Source organism: Mesorhizobium sp. M4A.F.Ca.ET.090.04.2.1 (genome assembly GCF_003999085.1).
Classification (GTDB): Bacteria; Pseudomonadota; Alphaproteobacteria; order Rhizobiales; family Rhizobiaceae; genus Mesorhizobium.
In genome coordinates, this window is the sequence record NZ_RZOT01000020.1 from 1 (window position 1) to 23,891 (window position 23,891).

Genomic DNA, 23,891 nt, shown 5'->3' on the forward strand with positions numbered 1-23,891 from the left:
CCTCAGCCGGATGCTGTCGACGCGGGTCCTGTTCACGATCGCTGCCGCCGGCTTCACCGCGGCCAGCGCGCTGGCCGCGACCGCCACCAACATCGACCAGATGATCGTCTACCGCGCCATCCAGGGCTTCATCGGCGGCGGCATGATCCCCAGCGTCTTCGCGGCCGCCTTCACCATCTTCCCGCCGTCGCGCCGCGCCGTCGTCTCGCCGATGATCGGCCTAGTGGCGACGCTGGCGCCGACGATCGGCCCGACGGTCGGCGGCTATATCAGCCACGCGATGTCCTGGCACTGGCTGTTCCTGATCAATGTCGTGCCCGGCATATTGGTGGCGACGGCGGCCTGGACGCTGATCGATTTCGACAAGCCGAACCTCAAGCTGTTCTCGAAGTTCGACTGGTGGGGCCTCGCCGGCATGGCTGCCTTCCTCGGCTGCATGGAGTATGTGCTGGAGGAAGGCCCGAACAACGACTGGCTGCAGGACCAGGCGGTGTTCATCTGCGCCGCCGTCATGAGCATCGGCGCGGTGCTGTTCTTCTGGCGCGCCTTCACCGCCGAGGAGCCGATCGTCGACCTGCGCGCCTTCACCAACGTCAACTTCGCCTTCGGCTCGCTGTTCTCCTTTGTCGTCGGCATCGGCCTCTACGGGCTCACCTATCTTTATCCGGTGTTCCTCGGCCGCATCCGCGGCTACGATTCGATGATGATCGGCGAAGCGCTGTTCGTCAGCGGCCTGGCGATGTTCTTCACAGCGCCCGTTGCCGGCATCCTGTCGAACAAGATCGATCTCAGGCTGATGATGATGATCGGCTTCTTCGGCTTCGCCACCGGCACATGGTGGATGACGCATCTCACCGCCGACTGGGATTTCTACGAGCTGCTCATCCCGCAGATCCTGCGCGGCTGCTCGATGATGCTGTGCATGGTACCGATCAACAACATCGCGCTCGGCACGTTGCCGCCGGAGCGGCTGAAGAATGCGTCGGGTCTGTTCAACCTGACCCGCAACCTCGGCGGCGCCGTCGGCCTTGCCGTCATCAACACGGTGCTGATCGACCGCAACGCCTTCCACTATGCCAGGCTCGCCGAGCACGTGCAGTGGGGCAGCGCCGAAGCGCAGCAGAAGTTGCAGAACATGACCATGAACTTCGAGCAGACCGCCGGTCTCGACGCCACCAAGGCGGCGATCTCCAAGCTGTCCGGCATGGTCCAGCAGCAGGCATCGCTGCTGTCCTTCATGGACGTGTTCTACATGCTGACGGTGCTGTTCGCTACGCTCGGTCTGTTCGTCCTGTTCATCCGCAAGCCGGCCGACCAGGCCGGCGGTAGTGGCGGAGGCCATTGAGGCGCGCCGGAACCCCCGCCTGGCGCCCCTCGTGCATGACCCCGGAAATCGGCGACGATTCCGGGGTCATGCTTTAAGTCCACCTGTTTGGCGGCGACGGCGTCGGTGGCGATCGTGCCCTGGATGAGAGCCATCCGACCTGGTTTCTGCTGAAGTGGTTTCAGCTAAAGTTCCGGCATGAACGTCCTGATTCTCGGCGCGACCGGCTTCATCGGGTCCGCCGTCACAAGAAGACTTGCGGGGGAAGGCCACCAGGTCACGGGGCTTGGACGCGAGCCGGCGCGCGCGGCGCTGAGGATGCCGCAGGTCCGCTGGCTGAAGGCCGATCTCGCCGGCATGACGCGGAGCGTGGACTGGCAGACCGCGCTGTATGGCCAGCGGGCCGTGGTCAATTGCGCCGGCGCCCTGCAGGACGGGCTCGCCGATGACCTGACGGCCACCCAGGAAAAAGCGATGCTCGCTCTCTATGAGGCCGCGCGCGACCGGGAATTGCTGATCGTCCAGATCTCGGCGGACACAGCGGGAACCGGCCCCGACCTGCCCTTTCTCGACACCAAGAGGCGGGCCGACGGGGCGCTCGCGGCAAGCGGGGTGCGCCATGTCATCCTGCGGCCGGCGCTGGTGCTCGGCCGCAATGCGCATGGCGGCTCCGCCTTGTTGAGGGCGCTCGCTGCCTTCCCGTTGGCGATCCCTTTGGCTTACGCCGACAGCCCGGTCACGACGGTCGCGCTCGACGACGTCGCCGGCGCAGTCAGCGCCGCGATCGGCGGCGTCTTGCCCTCCGGCTCGGACCTCTCGCTCGCCGGCGATGAAGGCCTGACGCTGAAGGACCTTGTGCTTTTGCATCGCAACTGGCTCGGCTTGCCCCCGGCTCCTGTGTTTGCCGTTCCGCCGATGGCCGCATGGCCGGTGACGTGGCTGGCCGATCTCGCCGGCCGGCTCGGCTGGCGCTCGCCGCTCCGCTCGACCGCACTTGCGGTGATGGCGGGCGGTGTCGAAGTGCGGCGGCAGCCAGGGTCAGACCAGCGCCTTTCGTCGGCGGCCGAGACGCTCGCCGCCGCCCCTTCGGGCGTGCAGGATCTATGGTTCGCCCGCCTCTATCTGCTGAAGGCGCCGATCATCGTCGCGCTGGCGCTGTTCTGGCTGGTATCCGGCCTCACGCCGTTCCTGGCATTCGAGGCGGCGCGCAGCCATTTCGCAAGTTTCCTGCCTGGCCATGCCGCGGGCGCGATGGTGGCGGTGACGTGTCTTGCCGACATCGCACTGGGCCTTGCGGTGCTCTTCCGGCCCTGGGCGCGGCGCGCCCTGATCGGCATGCTGGTGCTGACGCTCGCCTACCTGCTTGCCGCTACATTCGCGGAGCCCGCGCTCTGGCTCGATCCGCTCGGCCCCCTCGTCAAAGTGGTGCCGTCGATCCTGCTGGCGCTCACGGCCCTTGCCATTCTGGACGAACGCTGATGGCGCTGGAAGACGTGCTACGGCTTGTCCATGTGCTCGGCTCGACGGTGCTGTTCGGAACCGGCATCGGCATCGCCTTCTTCATGGCGATGGCCGTCAGGACCCGCGACCCCCGCATCATTGCCCATGTCGCCGGCATCGTGGTGGTCGCCGATACCATCTTCACGGCGACTGCCGTGATGCTGCAGCCGCTGACCGGGTACGGGTTGGCGCGCGTCGTCGGCTGGCCGCTCAACGAAGGCTGGATCCTGCTGTCACTGGCGCTTTATGTGATCATCGGCCTGTTCTGGCTGCCGGTGGTCTGGATCCAGATCCGCTTGCGCGACATGGCCAAACACGCTGCGGCGGAAGCGACCGCCCTGCCACCAGGCTTCGACCGGCTCTACCGCGTCTGGTTCGCGTTCGGCTTTCCGGCTTTCTTCGCCGTGGTCGCCATCTTCTGGCTGATGCTGACCAAGCCCAGCATCACGCTTCTCGGCCTGAACTAAAGCGCCACTTAGGCGGCGGCCGGCTTGAAGCTCAGCGCCACGCCGTTGATGCAATGGCGCAGACCGGTCGGCGGCGGGCCGTCGTCGAAGACATGGCCGAGATGGCCGCCGCAGCGGCGGCAATGCACCTCGGTGCGGGTCATGCCGAGCGACCGGTCTGCGGTCGTGCCGATGGCCTTGGGAATTTCCTGCCAGAAGCTCGGCCAACCGGTGCCGGAATCGAATTTGGTCTCCGAGGGATAGACCGGCAGGTCGCAGCCGGCGCAGGCGAAGATGCCCTTGCGGTGCTCGTCGAGCAGCGGGCTGGTGCCTGGATATTCGGTGCCTTCCTTGCGCAGCACATTGTAGGCCGCGTCGGACAGGATGGCGCGCCATTCGGCGTCGGTCTTGGTCACTTCGAAGGTCTCGGCGGCGCGGGCATTTGGCGCGCCACCAATGCGCAGCAAGGCAGCCGTGCCGGCTAGGACCGCGGCGGCCGCGGCGCCGCTCAGGAGAAGATCGCGACGGTTCATGGGACAATTCCTCCAATGCCGGTTTGCCAGATTTTCGCGCCGGGCGAAAATCAAAAGCGGTTGACGCCCCCCAACGAAAACTCCGCGCCGGCTCCACTTCACGTGGACGGCGCGGAGCAAGCGATCAGTCGCACGGCCTACAGGAGAGGAGCCGCGCAACCGGGGAAGGCCTTTGCCATGTCTTCGCTGGCAGCGGCGTCTTTGTTACATCTTCGGCAGCAGCACCTTGTCGATGACGTGGATGACGCCGTTGGACTGCCGGACGTCGGCGATCGTGACATTGGCGACATTGCCGTTCTCGTCGGTCACGGTGACCTTGCCCTTGTCGGCCTTGAGCGTCAGTTCGCAGCCGCCGGCGGTCTTGACCTTGTGCGCGCCGCCATCGGCCTTGGCCATCTTGGCGACGTCAGCAGCCATCGCCTTGGCGGCGATGACGTGGCAGGTCAGGATCTTGGTGAGCTTGTCCTTGTTCTCGGGCTTGAGCAGCATCTCGACGGTGCCGGTGGGCAGCGCGGCGAAGGCCTCGTTGGTCGGCGCGAAGACGGTGAACGGGCCGGCGCCCTGCAGCGTGTCGACCAGGCCGGCGGCCTTGACGGCGGCGACCAGCGTGGTGTGGTCCTTCGAATTGACGGCATTCTCGATGATGTTCTTCTTGGCATACATCGGCGCGCCGCCGACCATCGGATTGGCGGCATAGGCGGCGGCACCGAGCGTGGAAAGACCAATAGTACCGGCGAGCAAAAGGGTGGCGAATTTACGCATGATTTCTATCTCCTCTGGATATCGTTGCCCGTCTTTGGGAACACCAGGAGATACGGGGCAGACTTGCGCGAGTTTCGCCCGGCTCTCAAAAATTTTTATCTGACCTTGCGCGGGACGAAATTACGCTGATGAGCGCGCATCCAGAAAGAAACTTTTCTCGTTCTAACCTCATGCAGGATAGATTTCGATTATTCTTTCAGGGAGGGCGCTCAATCCTCGAAGAGACTAGATGCCCTTCAGGTCGCCCGCGGCGACAACCGGCCCGGTCGGCTGGCCGGTCGGCGAGCCGCCGATGGGCTCGACGCTGACGGCGAGCACGGCGCCTTGCGCGAGCTTCTGCTCAACAGCAGGGGTGACGGCCATGTGCGTCGTCTGGCCGGCGGGAATGACGCCCATCGAAACCGGCGCGTTCTTGCCCTCGATCATCCACAGCTCGAAGTCCTTGCCGGCGGCACGCTCGCCGGAGACAAGGGAGAGACCGACATCGCGGCGCGCAGCGTCGTAGACGACGAGGTATTTGACGTCGCTGCCATCGGCCGCCAGCGATGCGACAAGCCGCTGCCGCGGCTCGACGACAGGCGGGCTGATGTATGGCAGGGCGATGGCGATCGCGAGCGCCGCGACGGCGGCGGCGGCGAGGCCGCGCCAGAAGGTGAGGCTCGACCAGAGGCCGGCGCGGGACTCTTGGGCGAACAGCCGGCGATCGATCGCCTCCTTGACCCTGATCGGAGGCTCGGTCTCCGGATAGGCGGCGGCCATCGGCGAAAGGTGAACCTCCCAGCGGTCGACAAGGCGCGCGAAAGCGGCGTCCGCCTCGATGCGGCGGGACGCGATCTGGCGTTCGTCCGCGGCCAGGACGCCAAGAACGTATTCGGCGGCGAACAGGTCGTCGCCTCCACGTTCCGGTCCGTTTTCCTCTGCCAGCGTCATCTTTCCAGGCATTCCCTGAGTTTCAACAGGCTGCGCCGCAGCCAGGTCCGCATCGTGTTCAGCGGCACGCCATGGCGCTCCGCCAGCTCGGCATAGCTTTCGCCGTTCAGATAGGCGCCCCGGACGGCCGCCGCCCGGTCCTTCTCCAACTCGTCGAGGCAATGGTAGATGCGCACGGATTCACCGCCCGCCACGGCCATGGCCTCCGGTCCCGGCGCCGGATCGGCCACGTTGAGCGCGGCGTCGATATAGGCGGCCGGCTCGCGCCGCGCCCGAATGCGATCGATCGCATGATTGCGCGCAATAGCCACCAGCCAGGAAATCGGGCTTAGATCGGAGACCGCGAAACGATCCGCCTTCGTCCAGATCTTGACGAAGACCTCCTGCAGCGCTTCTTCCGCATCTCCCCTGTCCTTCAATACACGAAGGCAGACACCGAAAAGTTTCGCGCTGGTCTGCCGGTAGAGCAGATCAAACGCTGCCCGGTCCTTCATTGAAGTCCGGACGATCAGCTGGCTGATGTCCTGCGGCGCCATGGCGGCAAATTAGAGGATTGCCATACATTTGCAACGGCGCAGGCAATACTGTCCCCCTCAAAGCTTGCGATGATCTTTGCTCACGATGGGTTCGCGCGCCGTTGCCAAGCAAATCGGCTGCCGCTAGCCTCCGGGCCGGCGGAGGACAGCGGCGATGTCGGTCGAACGGGTGCTGTGGGAAGAGGATGCGACCGGCCTGGCCGGCCTGGTGCGCAAGGGCGAGCTCTCGCCGCAGGAGCTTGTCGACGCGGCGATCGCGCGCGCCGAGGCGACGCGCCCCGACATCAACGCCATCGCCGAGCCGCTCTATGATGCGGCGCGGGCGCGCGCCAAGAGCGTCGACCGCGCGCTGCCGCTCGCCGGCGTGCCCTTCGCGCTGAAGGATCTCGGCATCGGCCTCAGGGGCGTGCCGATCCATGGCGGCAGCCGCATCCCGGCTTTCACCGCCGACTACAATTCGGTGATGGTCGAGCGCCATCTCGCCGCCGGCCTGATCCCGATCGCCACCACCACCTCGCCCGAGCACGGGCTGAGGCTGATGACGGAATCGGCGGCCTTCGGCATCACCCGCAATCCGTGGAATATGGGCTATACCACAGGCGGCTCGTCCGGGGGCGCCGCGGCACTGGTGGCAGCCGGCGTGGTGCCGGCGGCGCACGCTTCCGACGGCGGCGGCTCGATCCGGGTGCCCTCGGCCTGCAGCGGGCTGGTCGGCTTGAAGACCTCGCGCGGCCGCGTGCCGCTGACGCCGCTCACCAGCGAAAGCTGGTACGGCATGGTTGTCGACCACGCGGTCGCCCGCTCGGTGCGGGATTCGGCGCTGCTGCTCGACCTGACGCATGGGCCGGATCCGCTGTCGCCCTATGGCGCGCCGGCGCCGAAAGGCAGCTTCGCCGCCGCCGCGGCGCGCGATCCCGGCAAGCTCAGGCTCGCCGTCTACCGCAAGTCGCCGCTCGGCCTGCCGATTTCGGCCGAGACGCTGCAAGCGCTGGACACGGCTATCGCGTTGGCGCGCGAGGGCGGTCATACGGTCGACGAGATCGACCTGCCCTATATCGGGCGCGATTTCATGGCCGACTTCTGCAAGACGGTGACCTCGGCGGTGGCCGGCACGATGCGCGCCGAGGCGCTGCGCGTCGGCCGCTCCGTTGCCGGCGACATCGAGCGCGCCACGCGTGTCTTGAGCCGCTTCGGCGATATCATCCCGGCCGGCGAACTCTATGAGATCCTGCAGCGGCTCAATGCCACGTCGCGCCGGCTGATCGCCGAGACAGCCCAGTACGATGCGGTGCTGATGCCGATCATCGCACACCCGCCGCTGGCCTGCGGCGCCATGGACCCGAAGGGCGCCGACGAGTTCATCGAGAACCTGCTGGACAAGCTGCATTTGACCAGGCTGCTCAGGGCCAAGTCGTTCCTCGGGCAGCTGATGGACAAGAGCCTGTGGTTCACCCATTGGCCGGCGATCCAGAATGTCACCGGCCAGCCGTCGATCGCGCTGCCGGTCCATGTCACCGAGGCAGGCCTGCCGCTCGGCATCCAGGCGGCGGGGCGCCCGGGCGACGAGGAGACGCTTTTGTCCTTCGCCGCGCAGATGGAGAAGATTTCGGGCTGGCTGGAGCGGCGGGCGCCGCTCAAGGTGCCGGGCTAGAGAACGGAAGCACGATTTCACGATTGTGACAGCAAAGCCGTTTGCGGCCTGCGGCAATTCCCGCTAAGACGCGCGCCATCCTTGCCACTTGGGAACGCACCGATGACGGATATCGCCGCCACCGCCGAAATGCAGGCCGCGCTGCTTTCGCGCGCGCTGCCCTACATGCAGCGCTACGAGAACAAGACGGTCGTGGTGAAATATGGCGGCCATGCCATGGGCGACAGCGAGCTCGGCAAGGCGTTCGCCCGCGACATCGCATTGCTGAAACAGTCCGGCGTCAATCCGATCGTCGTGCATGGCGGTGGACCGCAGATCGGCGCCATGCTCAACAAGATGGGCATCGAATCCAAGTTCGAGGGGGGCTTGCGCGTCACCGACCAGAAGACGGTCGAGATCGTCGAGATGGTGCTGGCCGGCTCGATCAACAAGGAGATCGTGGCGCTGATCAATGCCGAAGGCGAATGGGCGATCGGGCTGTGCGGCAAGGACGGCAACATGGTGTTCGCCGAAAAGGCGCGCAAGACCATGATCGATCCGGACTCCAACATCGAGCGGGTGCTCGATCTCGGTTTCGTCGGCGAGCCGGTCGAGGTCGACCGCACGCTGCTCGACCTGCTCGCCCGCTCCGAAATGATCCCGGTGCTGGCGCCGGTGGCGCCCGGCCGCGACGGCCACACCTACAACATCAATGCCGACACCTTCGCCGGGGCGATTGCCGGCGCTTGCAGGGCCTCGCGGCTCTTGTTCCTTACCGACGTGCCCGGCGTGCTCGACAGGAACAAGAAGCTGATCGACGAGCTGACGGTCTCAGAGGCCAAGGCGCTGATCAGGGATGGCACCGTGTCGGGCGGCATGATCCCGAAGGTCGAGACCTGCATCGAGGCGATCGAGCGCGGCGTCGAGGGCGTCGTCATCCTCAACGGCAAGACGCCGCATTCGGTGCTGCTGGAGCTGTTCACCGAGCACGGCGCCGGCACCCTGATCGTGCCCTGACGCGGCAAGTTCGCCGTTTCCGAGAAACGGCCAATCGCTATAATCAGCCGGCTAATTTTTTCTGCTCAAGCGATCCCATAGCCGAAGCCGTCGGCCTTGGCGCCGGACGCTGAAAAATCATCGATTCCTCCTCGGCGTCCTGCGGCGCGCCCCAGAATTCGGCGAGGCTCGGTCCGTCCGTCACGCGGCGGTCGCGGACCAGGAACCCCCAGACTTCGCGAAACCAGACGCGGCGGCCCATCTTCGTGTACCACCGCATCGAATGGCGCTGCTCGGGATCGCGATGGAACAGGACGCGCGCCAGCGCCTTCGGCCGCGACTGCACGGCGAGCTCGATCAGCTTGACGCTGAAGAACAGCATCCACGGCTGCAGCCGCGTCATCTTCAGCACCTGGTGCTTGTAGTCCCAAAGCCGGACATCGGTCTGGATCACCCTGCGATCCCGGGCGATGCGGAAGAACGGCGTCCAACGGTGCGGCGTGACATAGAGCGCCTGGATCTGGTCCGGATCGTAGGCGATGAGCTGGCGGAAGCCGCGCCACAGATCGTGAAAGCCCTCGTCCTCGAATCCGGCCACCCACGTCGCCATCGATAAGATGCCGTGCCGCCTGAGCAGCCGGATCGCCTCGCGGTCGGACGCGGTGCTGCCGCCCTTGCGGATCAATGACAACGTCTCCTCGTCGGTGTTCTCCATGCCGAGCAGCCAGCGGATGACACCGGCCTTGCGATAGAGATGCAGGATATCGGCGTCGCGCACGATGTCGTCGGCGCGGGTCGAGCCGACGATCAGCACCGGCACGCTCTCGGCGATCATGGCCTCGAGAAAGGCCCGCCAGGCTCTCTTCGAGGACGTCGGGTTCTCGTCGGCGAGATTGATCAGCTCGACGCCATGCTCACGGTGCAGCCAGGCGATCTCGCGCGCGAATTTCACGGGATCGCGATGGCGCCAGCGGGTCCAGAAGCCGCGCTGGCCGCAGTAGTTGCACAGATGCGGACAGCCGCGTGAGAATTGCATGACCACGGCGCGCTTGCCGCCCCAATAGCTGTAGCGTCTGACATCGATCAGCTCCCAGCCGACACGATAAGCATCGAGATTGACGATCGTGCCTGCGGGGCGCGTGGCGAAAGGACGGTCGAGGTCGTCGCGATAGGCGATGCCGGCCACATCGGCGAGCGGCCGGCGCCGGTCCAACGCCTCGACCAGCGACACGATGGTCGCCTCGCCTTCGCCGCGCACGATGAAATCGAAGGCATCGGTCGCGGCCAGTATGTCGTGCCAATGGTAGGTCGGAAACACACCGCCATAGATCACCAGCGTCCGCGGCGAGCGTACCTTGACCATCCTGGCGATCCGCAACGCGGTCGGATGTGCCGACGTCGAACCGGAATGGCCGATCAGGATGCAGTCGGGATCGCCGCGCAGCGCGTCGTCAACCAGCGTCGGAAGCGGCATTGGCCCGAATTCGGCATCGACGAGCCGCACCTCATGGCCTGCGTCGAGCAGCGGACCGCCGAGCGCCAAAAGGCCGAGCGGCGGCAAATGGTCGTCCGGCACGCGGCTGCCGATGGCGGTGTGCGGCGGGTTGATCAGCACGATTTTCATGGCGGACCCTTTGCGGTGGCGATCCGCTGGTCCTAACCGTCGATCTGGATGGCGAGTTGGCTTGCTTCAGCAGTTTCGGTGCAGCTTTTCCGCAGGAATGGCGCGCCGGCCGCTACCGCCTGAGATGCGCGAGCGGCACGTGGCCTGGTCCCTTGATGTTCTGCAGCACGAGCTGGGTGTGCACGTCGCGCACGCCGGAGAGCCGCATCAGCCGGTGCATGACGAAGGCGTTGAGGTCGTCGACCGAGGGCACCATCACATGCAGCAGGAAATCATGGTCGCCGGTCATCGTCCAGCAGGAGGACACCTCGTCCATGCGCTGCACGGCGGCGATGAAGCTTTCCGGCGAGCCGTCGCTGTGGCTGGTGAGCCGCACCTGGATGAACACCTCGACCATCAGGCCCACGGCGCGGCGGCTGAGGACGGCGGCGAAACCCTTGATGATGCCGGCGCTCTGAAGCGCCTCGAAACGCCGCGCGCACGGCGTGGTCGACAGGCCGATCTCCTGCGCCAGCTCCGATACGGGCTTGCGTCCGTCGCGCTGCAGGATATCGAGCATCTTGATCTCGAAATCGTCAAACTGAGGCATTTTCACTCTCCAACAGCCTTTCGATAGCGTCTTTTACCTCGAATTGCGCAAGCAGGCCATGATCAAAGCGGAATTGCCTCGCGGTCTCGGGCTAAGCTTCGGAAATAATTGACCCAGTCATGATTTCGCGAGGAGAACAGCCATGACGATCAGCGTTGCCGATTACGCCCGCGACTGCGCGGCGCAGGGGCTGCGCGGCGACTATTCGGTCTGCCGTGCCGATTTCACCGTGGCGCAGGGCTACGACTACAGCGCCGACGAGCAGGCGGTGTGGCGCACGCTGTGCGACCGCCAGACCAAGCTGACGCAGAAGCTCGCGCACCGCTCCTATCTCGACGGCGTCGCGGCACTCGGCCTACTCGACCGGATCCCGGATTTCGGCGTGATCAGCGAGAAGCTGCGCAAGCTGACCGGCTGGGAGATCGTCGCCGTGCCGGGCCTCATCCCGGCCGCGCCCTTCTTCGACCATCTCGCCAACCGCCGCTTCCCGGTCACCAACTGGCTGCGGACGAAGGAGGAGCTCGACTACATCGTCGAGCCCGACATGTTCCACGATTTCTTCGGCCATGTGCCGATCCTGACGCAGCCGGTCTTCGCTGACTTCATGCAGATGTATGGCCAGAAGGCGGAGGACTTGATCGCGCTTGGCGGCGACGAGATGATCACCCGCCTCTACTGGTACAGCGCTGAATATGGGCTGATCCGGGAACCCGGCCAGCCGGTGAAGGCTTTCGGCGCCGGACTGATGTCGTCGTTCACCGAATTGCAGTTCGCCATCGAGGGCAAGGACGCCCACCACGTGCCGTTCGACCTCGAGACGGTGATGCGCACCGGCTACGAGATCGACAAGTTCCAGCGCGCCTATTTCGTGCTGCCGTCCTTCGACGTGTTGCGCGATGCCTTCGGTAGCGCCGATCTCGCCGGCATCGTCGCCCGCCATAAGGGCAAGCCGGCGCTCGACCCGGCGACGGTCTAGTGCATGTCGCCCAAAGCGCGCAGCGGTTTGGGCGACATGCATCAAGATAAGTGCTTGTAGCGCGGCGCCTGAATCCGTTTCAGCGCGTCGCGCTTTGAAGTCGGCGTCGCCCAGCCGACCTAGGGAGCGGTTCAGTCGCCAATGAGGCGGTTGGACCGCTCCGAGTATTTGCGGCCACTTGTCATCAGCAAGCTGCCACTTGGGTCAGCAAGCTGCCGGGATCAGCCGGCATCCGCCGCCTCGGCCTTCAGCCGGGCAAGCTGCTCGCGCTGCAGGTCGAGCGCGGCGGTGATAAAGCGCTGGACGGCGGCCAGTTCGGCGTCGCTGAAGCTTGCGATCAGCCTTTCCCCGTCCCGCGCGATCGCGCCATAATAGCGCGCCGACAGCTCGCGGGTCAGATCGGTCGCCTCGATCACCACCTTGCGCCTGTCTTCCAAGCTGCGTGTGCGCGTCAGCAAGCCGCGCGCCTCGAGCCGGTCGATCAGAGCGGTGGCGGCGGCCGGCGTCAGCCCGGTCGCCACCGCCACCGCGCCCGCCGATTGCGGGCCGCCATAAAGCAGGCCGAGGCATTGGCGCTCCGCCGCATTCAGCCCGAGCCTCGCTCCAACCGCTTCGTCATAGGCCTGGGTCGCATCCTGCCAGCGCATGATGGCCTGGCTGATGGTGGCCGTCATATCGGTTCGATTCGTGCTTGACGATTTTATTTCGATCATCTAACTATCAAATTGTCTAACATTAAGACGTACAGTAGCAATATGCGACCACAGCTTGCGCAAGGCAAGGCCCGGTCGCCGACAAGGAGCAGAAAATGAGCATGATTCAGCAGCGGACTCCCCTCTCGCACGAAGAGGAGTTCAAATACGCCAAGCTGGCGATGGAATGGTACGGCTGGGGTTCGCCGATCGGCCTCGGCATTCTGCTGGTCGCGTTGGCGGCAGCAGCGGTGCTGGTGCGCATCGCCGTCTACGGGCTTTAAGCCCGGCGGCGGAACAATTCCCCCCAAAGGCGCGCCAGGGCGGCGCCGGCGGCCTGTCGGGTTGCCGGCGCCGCCTGCTTCTTCCGAATGATTGATTTCCTCCCGGACGGAAAACCGCGACGCACTTTTCCTGGAATTGCCTAGACGGCGATGATCTTGCTCAGATGATCGCCAAGCCGGCAGGCCAACGCGGTGATGGTCGTGGTGGGATTGCATTCGCCCGAGGTGCAGAACACCGAGGAGCCGCCGACATAGAGATTGTCCATGCCGTGCACCTTCGAATTGGCATCGACCACGCTCTTGGTCACATCGGTGCCCATGCGCGTGCCGCCCATATGGTGGTGGCCGGCCGTCTCCTCATTCGTCGGATAGTCCCCGCCATTGAGGATCCAGTCGGCGATGCGCACCCGGCCAAGGTTCTTCTCGGCCAGCGTCTTGCCGAACAGCCTGAGGCCTTCGAGAATTGTGCGGCGTTCCAGCGGGGACTTCTTCCAGTGCAGTTCGATGCGCGGCACGCCGGCGTGGTCGACATCGGTCTTCGACAGCGCGATCCGGTTCGAGGCCAGCGGCGCCTGTTCCCACGCGACATAGAGCTGGGCGGCGCAACGCAGGCGCTGGCTGAGCTTGGCGGACATCCATTCGGCCATGTCGGGTGCCGTGCAGGCGAGGTCGGCGATCAATCGCTTGACACTGGGATAGGGCGACTCGATGAGCCTGATGCCGAAATTCAGGATCTGCAGCCGCTCCATGGCGGTGAGCGTCGGCGAGAAGAAGGCCTCGTTGACGGCATCGACCTCGAACTCGCCATAGTCCGCCAGGATGGCGTTGCCGCCCTCGAAGGTCGGATGCTCCATCCAGTAGCGGCCGAGGGCTTCCGCGTTCGGCACCACGCCGCCATTCGAGCGCTGGTTCGACCACAGGAGCAGCCGCGAATTCTCCAGCCCGCCGGTGCACACGATGAAGTAGTCGGCGCTGAAGACGCCGGCGTCCTGGCCGTTCGACCACAGCCGGGCGCCGCTCACCCGCCTGCCGTCGCCTGCAAGTTCGGTGGCATAGGTGTTGAGCACCACGGCGATGTTCTTGCTCTTGTCCAGCTCGTCAGCGAACTTCTCGCCGAAGCGCACTGCACCGCTCTTGATCAGCTGCACCCAACGGATGTCGTCCGAGATTGGCACATCCGGTCGGAAGTCGGGCAGCTCGAGGATGTCGTGGACTTCCGCCAGATAGGGCTCGATGTCGGCGCGGCTGATCGGCCAGCCGGTGTCCGGCGCCCAGGCCTTGGGCTCGAAATCCTGGCTGTCGAGCACCCGGCACCAGCCGGCCCAGTGATTGGAGGAGCCGCCCATGAAGCGCAGCCGCGTGATGTCGAGATCGAAATAGGGATCGCCCACAGTGGTGCCGCGGTAGAAATCCTGCGATTCGTCGCTGAATTCGCGCGATCCGGCCTCCAGCACGACCACAGGAATGCCTGCAGCGCCGAGCTTTCTGGCGATCGTGGTGCCCGCCGGGCCGGAGCCGAGGATGCAGGCCTTGGCGGCGAAATTCGCCGCACGGAAGGCTTCGTAGCTGTCGAAGATCACGCGAGATCGCTCCGCTTCAGGATCCAGCCATTGACCTCGACGATCTCGTCCGGATCGACGACGGGCTGGTTGCGGAACAATGACAGGGCCGGCAGCGCGATCAGCGCCTGCACGATTGCGCGGCGCGACATTCTCTTGACGAAGAAGCTCATGATACGTCTTTCGATGGGGACCTCGATCCACGCATGACGTTCCCCGAACGGCACACGCCGGCCAGGACAGGCCAGTTTCGTGCCAACCCTAGCCGATACCTTGCCACAACCGGGTAAACGTCGTGGTTGCATGCGAACATGGTTAGGAATTCCTCGCAGGCGCGTGCCGGTGCGAGCGTGCGCTCCGATTGATCTCAGGCGGCTTCCGAGACATCGCGATCGAGGATCGACAGGTTGCGGCCGCGATGCTTCGCCTCGTAGAGCCGCTGGTCGGCGGCGCGCATAAGCTCGGAGACGTTGACGCCTTCGCCACATATGGTGCCGCCGATGGAGACGGTGAGCGGCACGGTGCGCTCGTCGACCGGACGGAAGCGGATCAGCTCGACCTCGCGGCGAATACGCTCGGCGACGCGCTTGGCCTCCTGCGCGGTGGCGCCGACCAGGAAGGCGGCGAATTCCTCGCCACCGATCCGGCCGAGCACGTCGCCACTGCGCACGCCGCGCTCGATGGCGCTGGCGATCAGCAGCAGCGCTTCGTCGCCGGTCAGATGGCCGTAGCTGTCATTGATCATCTTGAAGTGATCGGCGTCGATGATGAGCAGCGCGCCGCGATCGGATTTGCGCCGGGAGCCGTCGAGTGCGGCAAAGAAGCTTTCGCGGTTGAGCATGCCGGTCATGTCGTCGCGGCTCGCCTTTTCCGACAGGCGCCGGTGCGCGGCGGCAAGCTGGGCATGCGCGCGGGCGAGATCGCGATGCGCGCTCTTCAATCTGTCGCCCTGCCAGAAGGTTGTTGCGCTGGCGATCCAGGCAAGCACCAGCGGGAAGACCGTCGACGTCAGCCATATGGCGCGGTTGACCGAGAGACCCAATGCGGGGACGATTATAAGCGTCAACAGAAGCGAGACGGCTACCGAAGCGCAAGCAACGGCGGCGGACTTCAGAAATAGGCGATTCATCGCTGACTCCCCACAGAACCGCCTCTGTGCCAGCAAGCGCTGAAGGTGACCTTTCGGCGATGGCTAAAATTTGAAACGACGCGCCATTTCATCGAAAGCGACGCGCATAAGTTGTGGATAAATCCCAGCCAGAGATTTTGTTTCGTGCCATAAGGAGCGCATGACGACGCAGCCAGACCCCGCCCGCTTCGCCCACGTCACCGACTGGGTGTTCGATCTCGACAACACGCTCTATCCGCACCATTCGAACCTGTTCGCGCAGATCGACGTGAAGATGACTGCCTATGTGGGCGAGCTCCTGACGTTGCCGCGCGACGAGGCGCGCAAGCTGCAGAAGGAACTCTACCAGCAGTATGGAACGACGCTGAACGGCCTGATGACGCGTCACGGCATCGACCCGGACGACTTCCTCGAAAAGGTGCACGACATCGACTATTCCTGGCTGGTGCCGGATCCAGTGCTCGGGGCCGCGATCCGCCAGCTTCCCGGCCGCAAGTTCATCTTCACCAATGGCGACCGCAGGCATGCCGAGCGCACCGCGCGACAGCTCGGCATCCTCGACCACTTCGACGACATTTTCGATATCGTTGCGGCGGGGCTCAACCCCAAGCCGGCGCGCCAGACCTATGAACGGTTCGCCGAGCTGCATTCCGTCACCGGTCACAATGCGGTGATGTTCGAGGATCTGGCCCGCAATCTCTCGGTGCCGAAATCGCTGGGCATGACCACGGTACTGGTGGTGCCACGCAATTTCGAGCCGACCTTTTCGGAGATCTGGGAACGCGACCCGGCCAATGAGGACGATGTCGATTTCGTCACCGACGACCTTGCCGGCTTCCTGACGGCAATCGTCGAAGTCAGGACCTGACGCCGTCATCCGATCGACGGTGCATGCCGCCCGAGCGCGTGCGCGGCTGGCTCCGGTCAGTCGAAGTCCGGGATTGTGCCGGGCGGCAGCCCCAACCGCCCATTCAGATCCCTCAGGAAGCGGCACCAGGCAGGTGGGTCTCCCTCATCCTTCCCATTGCCATTGCCGTCGGATGAAAATCCGTTGCCGAAGCCATTGCCGCAATTGGCGTTGCCGTTGAAGCTGCCGCCATTGCCGTTGCCATTGAAGCTGCCGGCGTTGCCATTGCCGTTGAAATTGCCGGCGTTCCCGTTGCCGTTGAAGCTGCCGGAATTGCCGTTGCCGTTGAAGCTGCCGCCTTTGCCGTTACCGCTCGAGGTATCGCTGTTGGCCAGGCCATCGGCAAATCCGATATGGCCGCGGCCAAAGGGAAAGTCGGCGATCCTGTCCGCTATCGAGGCGACAGCGACGACGTTGGCGACGCACAGCATGCCGAGCGCGAGGCCGCTTCCCGTTAACAGCCTCGCCCCGACCCGACGGTTGCCGTGCCGGACGCAAACTGATGGTCGCGCCGCGGCCATCAGCGGTTTCCCCGGCCATTGAAATTGCCGTTGAAGGCCCCAACGTTGCCGTTGCCGTTGAAGGAGCCGCCGTTGAAGTTGCCGTTGAAGGCGCCGACGTTGCCGGTGCCGTCATACTCGCCGGTGTTGCCGTTGCCGTTGAAGGCGCCGACATTGTGATTTCCGCTGGTCGACGATGTGTTGGCGTTGCCGTTGAAGGCGCCGACGTTGCCGGTGCCGCTATTGAAGGCGCCGACGTTGCCGGTGCCGCTGTTCTTGTAACCGACATTGCCGCCCGCGAACCCGAGCGGATTCATGCCGCGGACATCTGAACCGATGGACTGGCCGTAGTGGCCGATGCTTTGCTGGACGCGTGACATGCTGAAGGCCTGGGCGCCTGTCGTGCGGTTGTCGGCGGCCTTCGCGGCGGTCGCGCTTAGCAGGCCAAGGCATAGTGCCGATACGACGCTCGGTTTCATGTGCGAACTCCTTCCGTACCCCACTGCCTCAAAAGGACTGGGATCGCCGGCGATCTGTCGCGACAGCCTCGCGCGGGGGACGGGCGCGTGGCCCGGCGATCCCAGAAGCTTCAGCGCCTTTCGACGCTACTGGTTGGCGTTGCCGTTACCGTTGCCGTTGCCCATGCCCCAGTTGCCGTTGCCGTTGACATTGCCATTGCCGATGCCCCAGTTCCCGTTGCCATTCAGGTTGCCGTTGCCGAGGCCGAAATTGCCGTTGCCGTTGCCGTTGCCGTTGGCGGCGCCGGCATTGAGGTTGCCGTTGTAGTTGCCGTTGAAGGCGCCCGCATTGGCATTGCCGTTGCCATTGCCGTTGCCGAAGCCGAAATTGCCATTGCCGTTGAAGTTGCCGTTGAAGGCGCCGGTATTGGCGTTGCCGTTGCCGTTGCCGTTGCCGACGCCAACGTTGCCGTTGCCATTGCCGTTGCCGCTACCGATCGACAATGCGGACGCCGAACCTGTCAGAGCCGACAGGACCGCCGCGGCCAGAATGATCTTCCTCATGACGTTCTCCTTGGTTTGCGTTGAACTTCCCGACCGCAACAAAGATGGCCGAGACGACGCAAGAAGAATGCGCGCAGAAAAGGCGCCTCGACATTCGGGCTGATCGGCATGTTCTGTCAGTTTTTCAGCCGATGTCCTTGTCGGGAAAAGCCGGTGGAATCGGGAAAAAACTGACAGGCATAAGGGCGTATGCCGGCGTATATTGCGCTGAGAGGCAGAAATTCGGGGCCTCTTCTCACAGCCCGGTGAACAGCAAGTCCTCTAGACACCGGCAAGAGAACAGAAGGGGCGATGCGGACTGGTATCGACACACGCGAGAACGACACTTCGAAGCCGCGGCGCCAGGGATTGGCGCGGCGCTTGATTGCCGTGCAGGAAGAACAGTGCCGGCGCCTGTCGCGCGAGCTTCACGACGATCTCGGCCAGCTGCTGGCCAGTGTCGCGCTCGAACTGCACGGCATCCGCGCAGGATCCCTGGAACAGGGCGAGCGTCTCACGCGGGCTGTCATGCTGGTCGATCAACTGAGCGCCAGGGTTCACGCCGCCGCCTGGAGCCTGCGGCCCGCCGACCTGGATCACCTGGGGCTTCGCGCCTCCGTCGAGGATCTCGCCGCCATGCTATGTGCCCAACTCGAAATCCCTTGCGACATGGACCTCGAAGCACTTTCGTGCCCACTCGCCCCCGAAGTGTCCCTGACCCTATACCGTATCGCGCAAGAGGCGCTTACCAACATCGGCAAGCACGCTCAGCCGCGCCGCGCGAGTGTGACGGCACATATTGGCGACCGCCGGCTGCGCCTTACGATCGAAGACGATGGCTGCGGGTTCGATGCCGATGCCACGCCCGGCTCCCGCGCCCTGGGGCTTGCGGGAATGAGAGAGCGCCTCGCGCTGGTCGGAGGCGAGCTGTCGATTGAAACCGCCAGGGGCAAGGGGACCACCCTCTATGCCGATGTGCCCTTGACGGACTGAGGGCTTCCCTGGACCGCGAGGCGCGCACGATTGTCTACGGCAATGTGATCCGCACCAGACATTTGTCCGCATGCGATTCTGAACGAAAAACCTCGGCAGCAGCTCGAGGTTCGCGATGGGCTACGTGAAGCGCGCCACATCCGAGACCTTTAGCTGCGGCTTACAATCGGCGCGAGGGTTCGACGAGATGTACGACCCACTGCTCCCGCTCAGGGTCTGCAGGGATAGACGCGCTCCTCCCGTCAGCCGGGACGAGCCGTCATTCGAACCATCAAGGGCAAGGGACCTCTCCACGTGATGTACCTTTGGCGGACTGATGGAGGTTAAAGGTGTCGCGTAGGCGGATATTTGTGGTCGATGACCACCCTATCGTCCTGTCGGGTATCGGGGCGATGATCGATGGTCAGAAGGATATGACGATCGTCGGACTGGCAGCGAACGCGGCCGAGGCCCTCGAAACCATCGGCAAGGCTGAGCCCGACGTTGCGGTCATCGATATCTCGCTCCCCGGCATCAATGGGGTCATGCTTATCGAGCGCCTCCTCGAACGGTTCCCCGACCTCAAGTGCATCGCACTGACGGCGCACGAAGATCCCGGCTGCCTGCGCCAAGTGCTCGCCGCCGGCGGCCGGGGGTTCGTGGTCAAACGGTCGACGACCACCGACCTGCTGCAAGCCATCAGATGCGTGCTGGCCGGCGACAATTACGTCGACCCGGCGCTGGCCGCGCGAATGCTCAGCCCGCGCAACTGCGCGCAGGGCGATGCGGGAAATCTGAGCGAGCGGGAACGGTCCGTGATCCAGCTGGTTGCACTCGGCTACAGCAACAAGGAGATATCCTCGCGGCTCAATCTAAGCATAAAGACCATCGAGACCTACAGAACCAGGGCAACCGACAAGCTCGAACTCCACTCCCGGGCGGCGATAGTGCGCTTCGCGCACTCGGTCGGATGGCTGGCCGAACTGCAATAGCAAAAGCGCCACGCACAGCGAGAAAACGGGCAGCGGGGATCGCCCCTCTAGTACTGACATTCGCTTGCAAGCCGACGAACGCGCTGCTCGGGCCTTTTGCTTGTCGCAGATTGCTGCCGGAAGACCGTGGGCGCTTTTTGCGGAATCCGCCTACAATTTGTAGAAGCGGCTGATGATGTCCCAGGCCTCGTCGGCGGTGTCGACGAAATCGATGATGTCCTGGTCGCCGGGCGTGATGGTGCCTTGCTCGGCGAGGAAATCGAGATCGATCGCACGCTGCCAGAAGGCCTTGCCGAACAGGATCACCGGTACGCGCTCCATGCGGCCGGTCTGGATCAACGTCAGCGTCTCGAAGAATTCGTCCATCGTGCCGAAGCCGCCCGGGAACACCGCGACGGCCTTGGCGCGCATGACGAAATGCATCTTGCGGATGGCGAAATAGTGAAAGTTGAAGCAAAGTTCCGGCGTCACGTAGGCGTTTGGCGCCTGCTCGTGCGGCAGCACGATGTTGAGGCCGATGGAAGGCGCGCCGACGTCGTCGGCGCCGCGATTTCCCGCTTCCATGACACCAGGCCCGCCACCGGTGACGACGACGAACTCACGATAGTAGGAACTGGCCGAATGCTGCGAGCAGAGACGGGCGAATTTGCGCGCCTCCTCGTAGTAGCGGCTGTTCAGCTCGAGGTTCTGCTTCTGCGTCTCGTTCTTCGCCGCCCAGGCCTCGCCGCCGGGCTCCGGAATACGGGCGCCGCCGAACAGGATCACCGTCGACTGGATGCCGCGCTCGGCGAGGATCATCTCCGGCTTCAGCAGCTCGAGCTGCAGCCTGACCGCGCGCAATTCGCGGCGCGTCATGAAGTCAGGATCGTTCCAGGCCAGCCTGTAGGTGTCGGCGCGTGTCTGCGGCGTGTCCGGCACGCTCTTTGCCCGCTCCAGATCCTCATCCGAATGCGGCAGCGGCGTCCATCCCGCCTTTTCCATGGGAGTCATCAAATCCACCCGTCCATTTTCTCCACTTGCGCCGTCCCGTGACGCAGTCGCGATTGACCCCTATCCGACCTTCACATAAGCAGGTTCCGCAAAAGTGTCCCGCGGTTTTGCGACAAGAACCTGCGATAGGCAAAGACTGAGGCAGGCAATTTCGCGAAGCGAACGAAGCCTGCTTGGGTCGGCGCGACTTTGAAACAGGTTAAGGCGCTGTCCCTTAACAGCTTGGTAACGGAGCGAATTGATGTCAAAGCCCGATCTGGCGAGCCTCGAAAAGACCATCGAGAAGGCTTTTGACGAGCGCGACGCGATTTCGACCGCGACCCGCGGCGAGACGCGCGATGCCATCGAGGCGGCGCTCGACCTGCTCGACCGCGGCGCTGCCCGCGTCGCCGAGCGCCAGGCCGACGGCAAGTGGCATGTCAACCAGTGGCTGAAGAAGGCGGTGCTGCTTTCCTTCCGGCTGAACCCGATGGAGATCATCAAGGGCGGTCCGGGCCAGGCGGTGTGGTGGGACAAGGTGCCGTCGAAGTTCGACGGCTGGAGCGCGGTCGATTTCGAGAAGGCCGGCTTCCGCGCCGTGCCGTCGTCGATCGTGCGCCGCTCGGCCTACGTCGCGCCGGGCGCCGTGCTGATGCCGTCCTTCGTCAATGTCGGCGCCTATGTCGATTCGGGCACCATGGTCGACACCTGGGTCGGGGTCGGCTCCTGCGCCCAGATCGGCAAGAACGTGCATCTGTCGGGCGGCGTCGGCATCGGCGGCGTGCTGGAGCCGATGCAGGCCGGTCCGACCATCATCGAGGACAATTGCTTCATCGGCGCGCGCTCGGAAGTGGTCGAGGGCTGTATCGTGCGCGAGGGCTCGGTGCTCGGCATGGGCGTGTTCATCGGCCAGTCGACCAAGATCGTCGACCGCGCCACCGGCGAGGTCTTCTATGGCGAAGTGCCGGCCAATTCGGTTGTCGTCGCCGGCTCGATGCCGGGTAAGCCGCTGCCCAACGGCGAACCCGGCCCAAGCCTCTACTGCGCAGTCATCGTCAAGCGGGTCGACGCCAAGACCCGCTCCAAGACCTCGATCAACGAACTGCTTCGCGATTGATCTTTTCGGGAAACGGACGCACCCTCCGCCGGCGCGACAATCCGTCGCGCTGGTTCAACACGGAGGGGCGTCATGGACTGGAAGTATCTTCTGACAAGCTTCGAGGGTCGCATCAACCGCGCCAAGTTCTGGGCTGGCATCGGTGTATTCATTGTCATCGCCATCATTGCCTTCATTCTCGACGCGATCCTCGGCACGCGTTTCACTACGGCCAGCGGCGGCCAGATCGGCATCATCGGCGTCCTCGTCTCGCTGGCGTCGATCTATTTCGCGATTGCCCTCTATGCCAAACGCTGGCACGACCGTAACAAGTCGGGCTGGTGGACGCTGATCGGCCTTATACCTATCATCGGCGGCATCTGGTTGCTGGTCGAACTCGGCATCCTTGAAGGCACCAGGGGCGCCAATCAGTATGGACCGGATCCGCTTGCCTGAAAAATCCGACCTTACCTGGCTTTTCTTCAAAACCTCGGGCCGCGTCAGCCGCGCGGCCTATTTTCTCGGCGGATTGCTGGTCGCCATCGTCCAGGCATTTCCTCTGTATCGCTTCACGCTGGTGCCAGAAGGCTCGCCCGAGAGCAACATGTGGTCGTTCATCTTCTTCATCGCCTTCATCGGCTCGCTATGGTCGAACATCGTTCTGGCGGTGAAGCGGCTGCACGATCTCGACAAGCCCGGGATCGCGGCGCTGGTGCTGTTCGTGCCGGTCGTCTCGATCGTCGCCTTCCTCGTGCTTTGCCTGTTTCCGGGGCAGCCCGGCCCCAACCGCTATGGCAGGCGCACCAACGCGCCAGCCGATTCCTGAGCGACGATCCTCGCCATGCGCTACCGCACGCTTGATCCGAAGCTGATCATCGAGACCGCCGAGCGGCTGGAGGAGCGCGTCGCCGAGCGGTTTCCCGATGCCGGCCTGCGCGGCGTCGCCGCCGAGCTGGTGTCGCTGTCGCGCGACCTGGCAAAGGGCGCCAAGGCGCTGGAAGCGCCGCTCTGGTGGCTGCGCGGCCTCATCGCCGCCGCCGTCATTGCCGGTGCGCTGGTGTTCGTCTTCGTCGGCACCATCCTGCCGCTCGACCGGCTTTCGCGGACCAGCGACGCCCTGCAGTCGGTGCAAGGCATCGAAGCCTCGCTCAACATGATCATCCTCGCCGTGATCGGCTTCTTGGCGCTGATCAGAACCGAGGAGCGCATCAAGCGCAAGCAGGTGTTTCGCCAGCTGCACGGCCTGCGTTCGCTGATCCATGTCATCGACATGCACCAGCTGACCAAGGACCCGGCGACGCTGTCGGCGAATTTCAAGCCGACCTCGCATTCGCCGGCCCGCATCACCAATGCCGCCGACCTCGCCCGCTACCTCGACTATTGCTCGGAGATGCTGTCGATCACCGGCAAGATCGCGGCGCTGTTCGCCCAGTCCGTCAATGACGCCGTGGTCATCGACGGCGTCAACGACGTCGAGAACCTGGCGTCCAACCTGTCGCGCAAGATCTGGCAGAAAATCACCCTGATCGACGATCAGGTGTGACCGCTTCCGGAGGCAGCCGGGGCGAGCCGCGCTTTTGCTGCTCGGCCTCGCGCACCAGGGCCGCGACCCGTGCCGTCAAGGGTGTCGGAACGCCCGCCTTTTCGGCGAGAGCGAGCACCGCGCCTTGCAATTCGCCGATCTCCGTCGGCCGTCCACGCTGCAGATCGTCCCACATGGACGAGCGCGCCTCGGGGTCGATGGCCAGCATGCGCCGCGCCAGCCGCCGGAACAGCCAGTCGGGCAGTTTGAGCGCCCAGGGCAGCAGCGCCGGGCGCAGGCCGGCAATGCGCGCCGGCCGAATTCGGCAAGCCTTCAACGTCGCCAGCGCCTCATCGATCTGGACGGCCAGGATCAGCCGCCAGCGGCGGTCGGCCAACTCGGTTGCCAACGGCAGTCCGGAC

At 64.6% G+C, this 23,891-nt stretch carries 29 protein-coding genes; 14 read left to right on the top strand and 15 right to left on the bottom strand.

What is annotated here, in order from left to right; translation table 11 throughout:
- The 3 genes from EN781_RS03050 to EN781_RS03060 form a co-directional block, all read left to right on the top strand.
- On the top strand, window positions 1–1,345 hold a 1,345-nt coding region (locus EN781_RS03050), incomplete at its 5' end, for a DHA2 family efflux MFS transporter permease subunit (protein ID WP_127399763.1).
- A gap of 177 nt (window positions 1,346–1,522) precedes the next feature.
- Window positions 1,523–2,803 carry an SDR family oxidoreductase gene (locus tag EN781_RS03055; RefSeq protein WP_126057174.1) on the top strand — a complete coding sequence of 427 codons (1,281 nt, stop codon included), beginning with the start codon at window positions 1,523–1,525 and terminating at the stop codon, window positions 2,801–2,803.
- On the top strand, window positions 2,803–3,291 hold the full coding sequence (locus EN781_RS03060; RefSeq protein WP_126057175.1) for a DUF2269 domain-containing protein: 489 nt from the start codon (window positions 2,803–2,805) through the stop codon (window positions 3,289–3,291). Before EN781_RS03055 ends, EN781_RS03060 begins: the two co-directional genes overlap by 1 nt.
- An 8-nt stretch (window positions 3,292–3,299) precedes the next feature.
- Here EN781_RS03060 and msrB read toward each other — a convergent pair whose 3' ends face one another.
- The 4 genes from msrB to EN781_RS03080 all read right to left on the bottom strand — a co-directional run bounded on the left by msrB (window position 3,300) and on the right by EN781_RS03080 (window position 6,031).
- On the bottom strand, window positions 3,300–3,803 hold the full coding sequence (gene msrB / locus EN781_RS03065) for a peptide-methionine (R)-S-oxide reductase MsrB (RefSeq protein WP_126057176.1): 504 nt from the start codon (window positions 3,801–3,803) through the stop codon (window positions 3,300–3,302).
- A gap of 204 nt (window positions 3,804–4,007) precedes the next feature.
- A complete protein-coding gene (locus EN781_RS03070) occupies window positions 4,008–4,565 on the bottom strand; it encodes a fasciclin domain-containing protein (protein ID WP_126057177.1) in 558 nt (185 codons plus the stop codon).
- A 225-nt stretch (window positions 4,566–4,790) separates the two neighbouring features.
- Entirely contained in the window at window positions 4,791–5,495 is a 705-nt protein-coding gene (locus EN781_RS03075) for an anti-sigma factor (RefSeq protein WP_127399764.1), read from the bottom strand.
- The gene (locus tag EN781_RS03080) at window positions 5,492–6,031 is read right to left on the bottom strand and encodes a sigma-70 family RNA polymerase sigma factor (RefSeq protein ID WP_126057179.1); all 540 of its coding nucleotides are present in this window, start codon (window positions 6,029–6,031) and stop codon (window positions 5,492–5,494) included. Before EN781_RS03080 ends, EN781_RS03075 begins: the two co-directional genes overlap by 4 nt.
- A 154-nt stretch (window positions 6,032–6,185) precedes the next feature.
- Here EN781_RS03080 and EN781_RS03085 point away from each other — a divergent pair, with 154 nt between their 5' ends.
- Both EN781_RS03085 and argB read left to right on the top strand, forming a co-directional pair.
- The gene (locus EN781_RS03085; RefSeq protein ID WP_126057180.1) at window positions 6,186–7,682 is read left to right on the top strand and encodes an amidase; all 1,497 of its coding nucleotides are present in this window, start codon (window positions 6,186–6,188) and stop codon (window positions 7,680–7,682) included.
- Between the two features lie 102 nt (window positions 7,683–7,784).
- The gene (argB, locus tag EN781_RS03090; protein ID WP_126057181.1) at window positions 7,785–8,678 is read left to right on the top strand and encodes an acetylglutamate kinase; all 894 of its coding nucleotides are present in this window, start codon (window positions 7,785–7,787) and stop codon (window positions 8,676–8,678) included.
- Between the two features lie 43 nt (window positions 8,679–8,721).
- Here the strand turns inward: argB and bchE are convergent, their stop codons facing one another.
- Both bchE and EN781_RS03100 read right to left on the bottom strand, forming a co-directional pair.
- Window positions 8,722–10,281, bottom strand: a complete 1,560-nt coding sequence (gene bchE, locus EN781_RS03095; RefSeq protein ID WP_126057182.1) for a magnesium-protoporphyrin IX monomethyl ester anaerobic oxidative cyclase — start codon at window positions 10,279–10,281, stop codon at window positions 8,722–8,724.
- Between the two features lie 112 nt (window positions 10,282–10,393).
- Window positions 10,394–10,870 carry an Lrp/AsnC family transcriptional regulator gene (locus EN781_RS03100; RefSeq protein WP_126057183.1) on the bottom strand — a complete coding sequence of 159 codons (477 nt, stop codon included), beginning with the start codon at window positions 10,868–10,870 and terminating at the stop codon, window positions 10,394–10,396.
- A gap of 142 nt (window positions 10,871–11,012) precedes the next feature.
- On the opposite strand from EN781_RS03100, the gene phhA reads away from it, so the two are divergent.
- The gene (gene phhA, locus EN781_RS03105) at window positions 11,013–11,846 is read left to right on the top strand and encodes a phenylalanine 4-monooxygenase (RefSeq protein WP_126057184.1); all 834 of its coding nucleotides are present in this window, start codon (window positions 11,013–11,015) and stop codon (window positions 11,844–11,846) included.
- Between the two features lie 221 nt (window positions 11,847–12,067).
- Here phhA and EN781_RS03110 read toward each other — a convergent pair whose 3' ends face one another.
- Window positions 12,068–12,559 (bottom strand): MarR family transcriptional regulator, encoded by a 492-nt coding sequence (locus EN781_RS03110; protein WP_127399765.1) that lies wholly within the window; start codon window positions 12,557–12,559, stop codon window positions 12,068–12,070.
- 95 nt (window positions 12,560–12,654) lie between these two features.
- On the opposite strand from EN781_RS03110, the gene EN781_RS34105 reads away from it, so the two are divergent.
- A complete protein-coding gene (locus EN781_RS34105; protein ID WP_189347290.1) occupies window positions 12,655–12,822 on the top strand; it encodes a hypothetical protein in 168 nt (55 codons plus the stop codon).
- A gap of 140 nt (window positions 12,823–12,962) precedes the next feature.
- On the opposite strand, the gene EN781_RS03115 is transcribed toward EN781_RS34105, so the two are convergent.
- The 3 genes from EN781_RS03115 to EN781_RS03125 form a co-directional block, all read right to left on the bottom strand.
- Window positions 12,963–14,402 (bottom strand): GMC family oxidoreductase, encoded by a 1,440-nt coding sequence (locus EN781_RS03115; protein ID WP_126057186.1) that lies wholly within the window; start codon window positions 14,400–14,402, stop codon window positions 12,963–12,965.
- On the bottom strand, window positions 14,399–14,554 hold the full coding sequence (locus tag EN781_RS03120) for a hypothetical protein (RefSeq protein ID WP_126057187.1): 156 nt from the start codon (window positions 14,552–14,554) through the stop codon (window positions 14,399–14,401). Before EN781_RS03120 ends, EN781_RS03115 begins: the two co-directional genes overlap by 4 nt.
- Window positions 14,555–14,748: 194 nt before the next feature.
- The gene (locus EN781_RS03125) at window positions 14,749–15,510 is read right to left on the bottom strand and encodes a GGDEF domain-containing protein (RefSeq protein ID WP_126057188.1); all 762 of its coding nucleotides are present in this window, start codon (window positions 15,508–15,510) and stop codon (window positions 14,749–14,751) included.
- Window positions 15,511–15,670: 160 nt separating this feature from the next.
- Between EN781_RS03125 and EN781_RS03130 the strand changes: the two genes are divergently transcribed.
- Window positions 15,671–16,378, top strand: a complete 708-nt coding sequence (locus tag EN781_RS03130; protein ID WP_126057189.1) for a pyrimidine 5'-nucleotidase — start codon at window positions 15,671–15,673, stop codon at window positions 16,376–16,378.
- A gap of 56 nt (window positions 16,379–16,434) precedes the next feature.
- Here EN781_RS03130 and EN781_RS34110 read toward each other — a convergent pair whose 3' ends face one another.
- From EN781_RS34110 to EN781_RS34115, 3 genes are all read right to left on the bottom strand, one after another.
- Window positions 16,435–16,938, bottom strand: a complete 504-nt coding sequence (locus EN781_RS34110) for a hypothetical protein (protein WP_189347293.1) — start codon at window positions 16,936–16,938, stop codon at window positions 16,435–16,437.
- Window positions 16,938–17,396, bottom strand: a complete 459-nt coding sequence (locus EN781_RS03140; protein WP_127399766.1) for a hypothetical protein — start codon at window positions 17,394–17,396, stop codon at window positions 16,938–16,940. Before EN781_RS03140 ends, EN781_RS34110 begins: the two co-directional genes overlap by 1 nt.
- A 126-nt stretch (window positions 17,397–17,522) precedes the next feature.
- The gene (locus tag EN781_RS34115) at window positions 17,523–17,939 is read right to left on the bottom strand and encodes a hypothetical protein (protein WP_189347295.1); all 417 of its coding nucleotides are present in this window, start codon (window positions 17,937–17,939) and stop codon (window positions 17,523–17,525) included.
- A 291-nt stretch (window positions 17,940–18,230) separates the two neighbouring features.
- On the opposite strand from EN781_RS34115, the gene EN781_RS03155 reads away from it, so the two are divergent.
- Both EN781_RS03155 and EN781_RS03160 read left to right on the top strand, forming a co-directional pair.
- Window positions 18,231–18,911, top strand: a complete 681-nt coding sequence (locus EN781_RS03155; protein ID WP_126057193.1) for a sensor histidine kinase — start codon at window positions 18,231–18,233, stop codon at window positions 18,909–18,911.
- A gap of 350 nt (window positions 18,912–19,261) precedes the next feature.
- Window positions 19,262–19,882, top strand: a complete 621-nt coding sequence (locus EN781_RS03160; protein WP_245455290.1) for a response regulator transcription factor — start codon at window positions 19,262–19,264, stop codon at window positions 19,880–19,882.
- A gap of 150 nt (window positions 19,883–20,032) precedes the next feature.
- Here the strand turns inward: EN781_RS03160 and EN781_RS03165 are convergent, their stop codons facing one another.
- Window positions 20,033–20,872 carry an LOG family protein gene (locus EN781_RS03165; protein ID WP_126057194.1) on the bottom strand — a complete coding sequence of 280 codons (840 nt, stop codon included), beginning with the start codon at window positions 20,870–20,872 and terminating at the stop codon, window positions 20,033–20,035.
- Window positions 20,873–21,113: 241 nt separating this feature from the next.
- Between EN781_RS03165 and dapD the strand changes: the two genes are divergently transcribed.
- From dapD to EN781_RS03185, 4 genes are all read left to right on the top strand, one after another.
- A complete protein-coding gene (gene dapD, locus EN781_RS03170; protein WP_126057195.1) occupies window positions 21,114–21,968 on the top strand; it encodes a 2,3,4,5-tetrahydropyridine-2,6-dicarboxylate N-succinyltransferase in 855 nt (284 codons plus the stop codon).
- Window positions 21,969–22,040: 72 nt separating this feature from the next.
- Window positions 22,041–22,403: a DUF805 domain-containing protein gene (locus EN781_RS03175; protein ID WP_126057196.1), complete on the top strand. Its 363-nt coding sequence runs from the start codon at window positions 22,041–22,043 to the stop codon at window positions 22,401–22,403.
- Window positions 22,396–22,773: a DUF805 domain-containing protein gene (locus EN781_RS03180; RefSeq protein ID WP_245455291.1), complete on the top strand. Its 378-nt coding sequence runs from the start codon at window positions 22,396–22,398 to the stop codon at window positions 22,771–22,773. The genes EN781_RS03175 and EN781_RS03180 overlap by 8 nt, the downstream gene beginning before the upstream one ends.
- A 15-nt stretch (window positions 22,774–22,788) precedes the next feature.
- Window positions 22,789–23,490 (top strand): hypothetical protein, encoded by a 702-nt coding sequence (locus EN781_RS03185; protein WP_126057198.1) that lies wholly within the window; start codon window positions 22,789–22,791, stop codon window positions 23,488–23,490.
- Here the strand turns inward: EN781_RS03185 and EN781_RS03190 are convergent.
- Window positions 23,465–23,891 (bottom strand): ketopantoate reductase C-terminal domain-containing protein (locus tag EN781_RS03190; protein ID WP_281034355.1); only part of this gene is annotated, 427 nt, incomplete at its 5' end. The two genes, EN781_RS03185 and EN781_RS03190, sit on opposite strands and share 26 nt — an antisense overlap.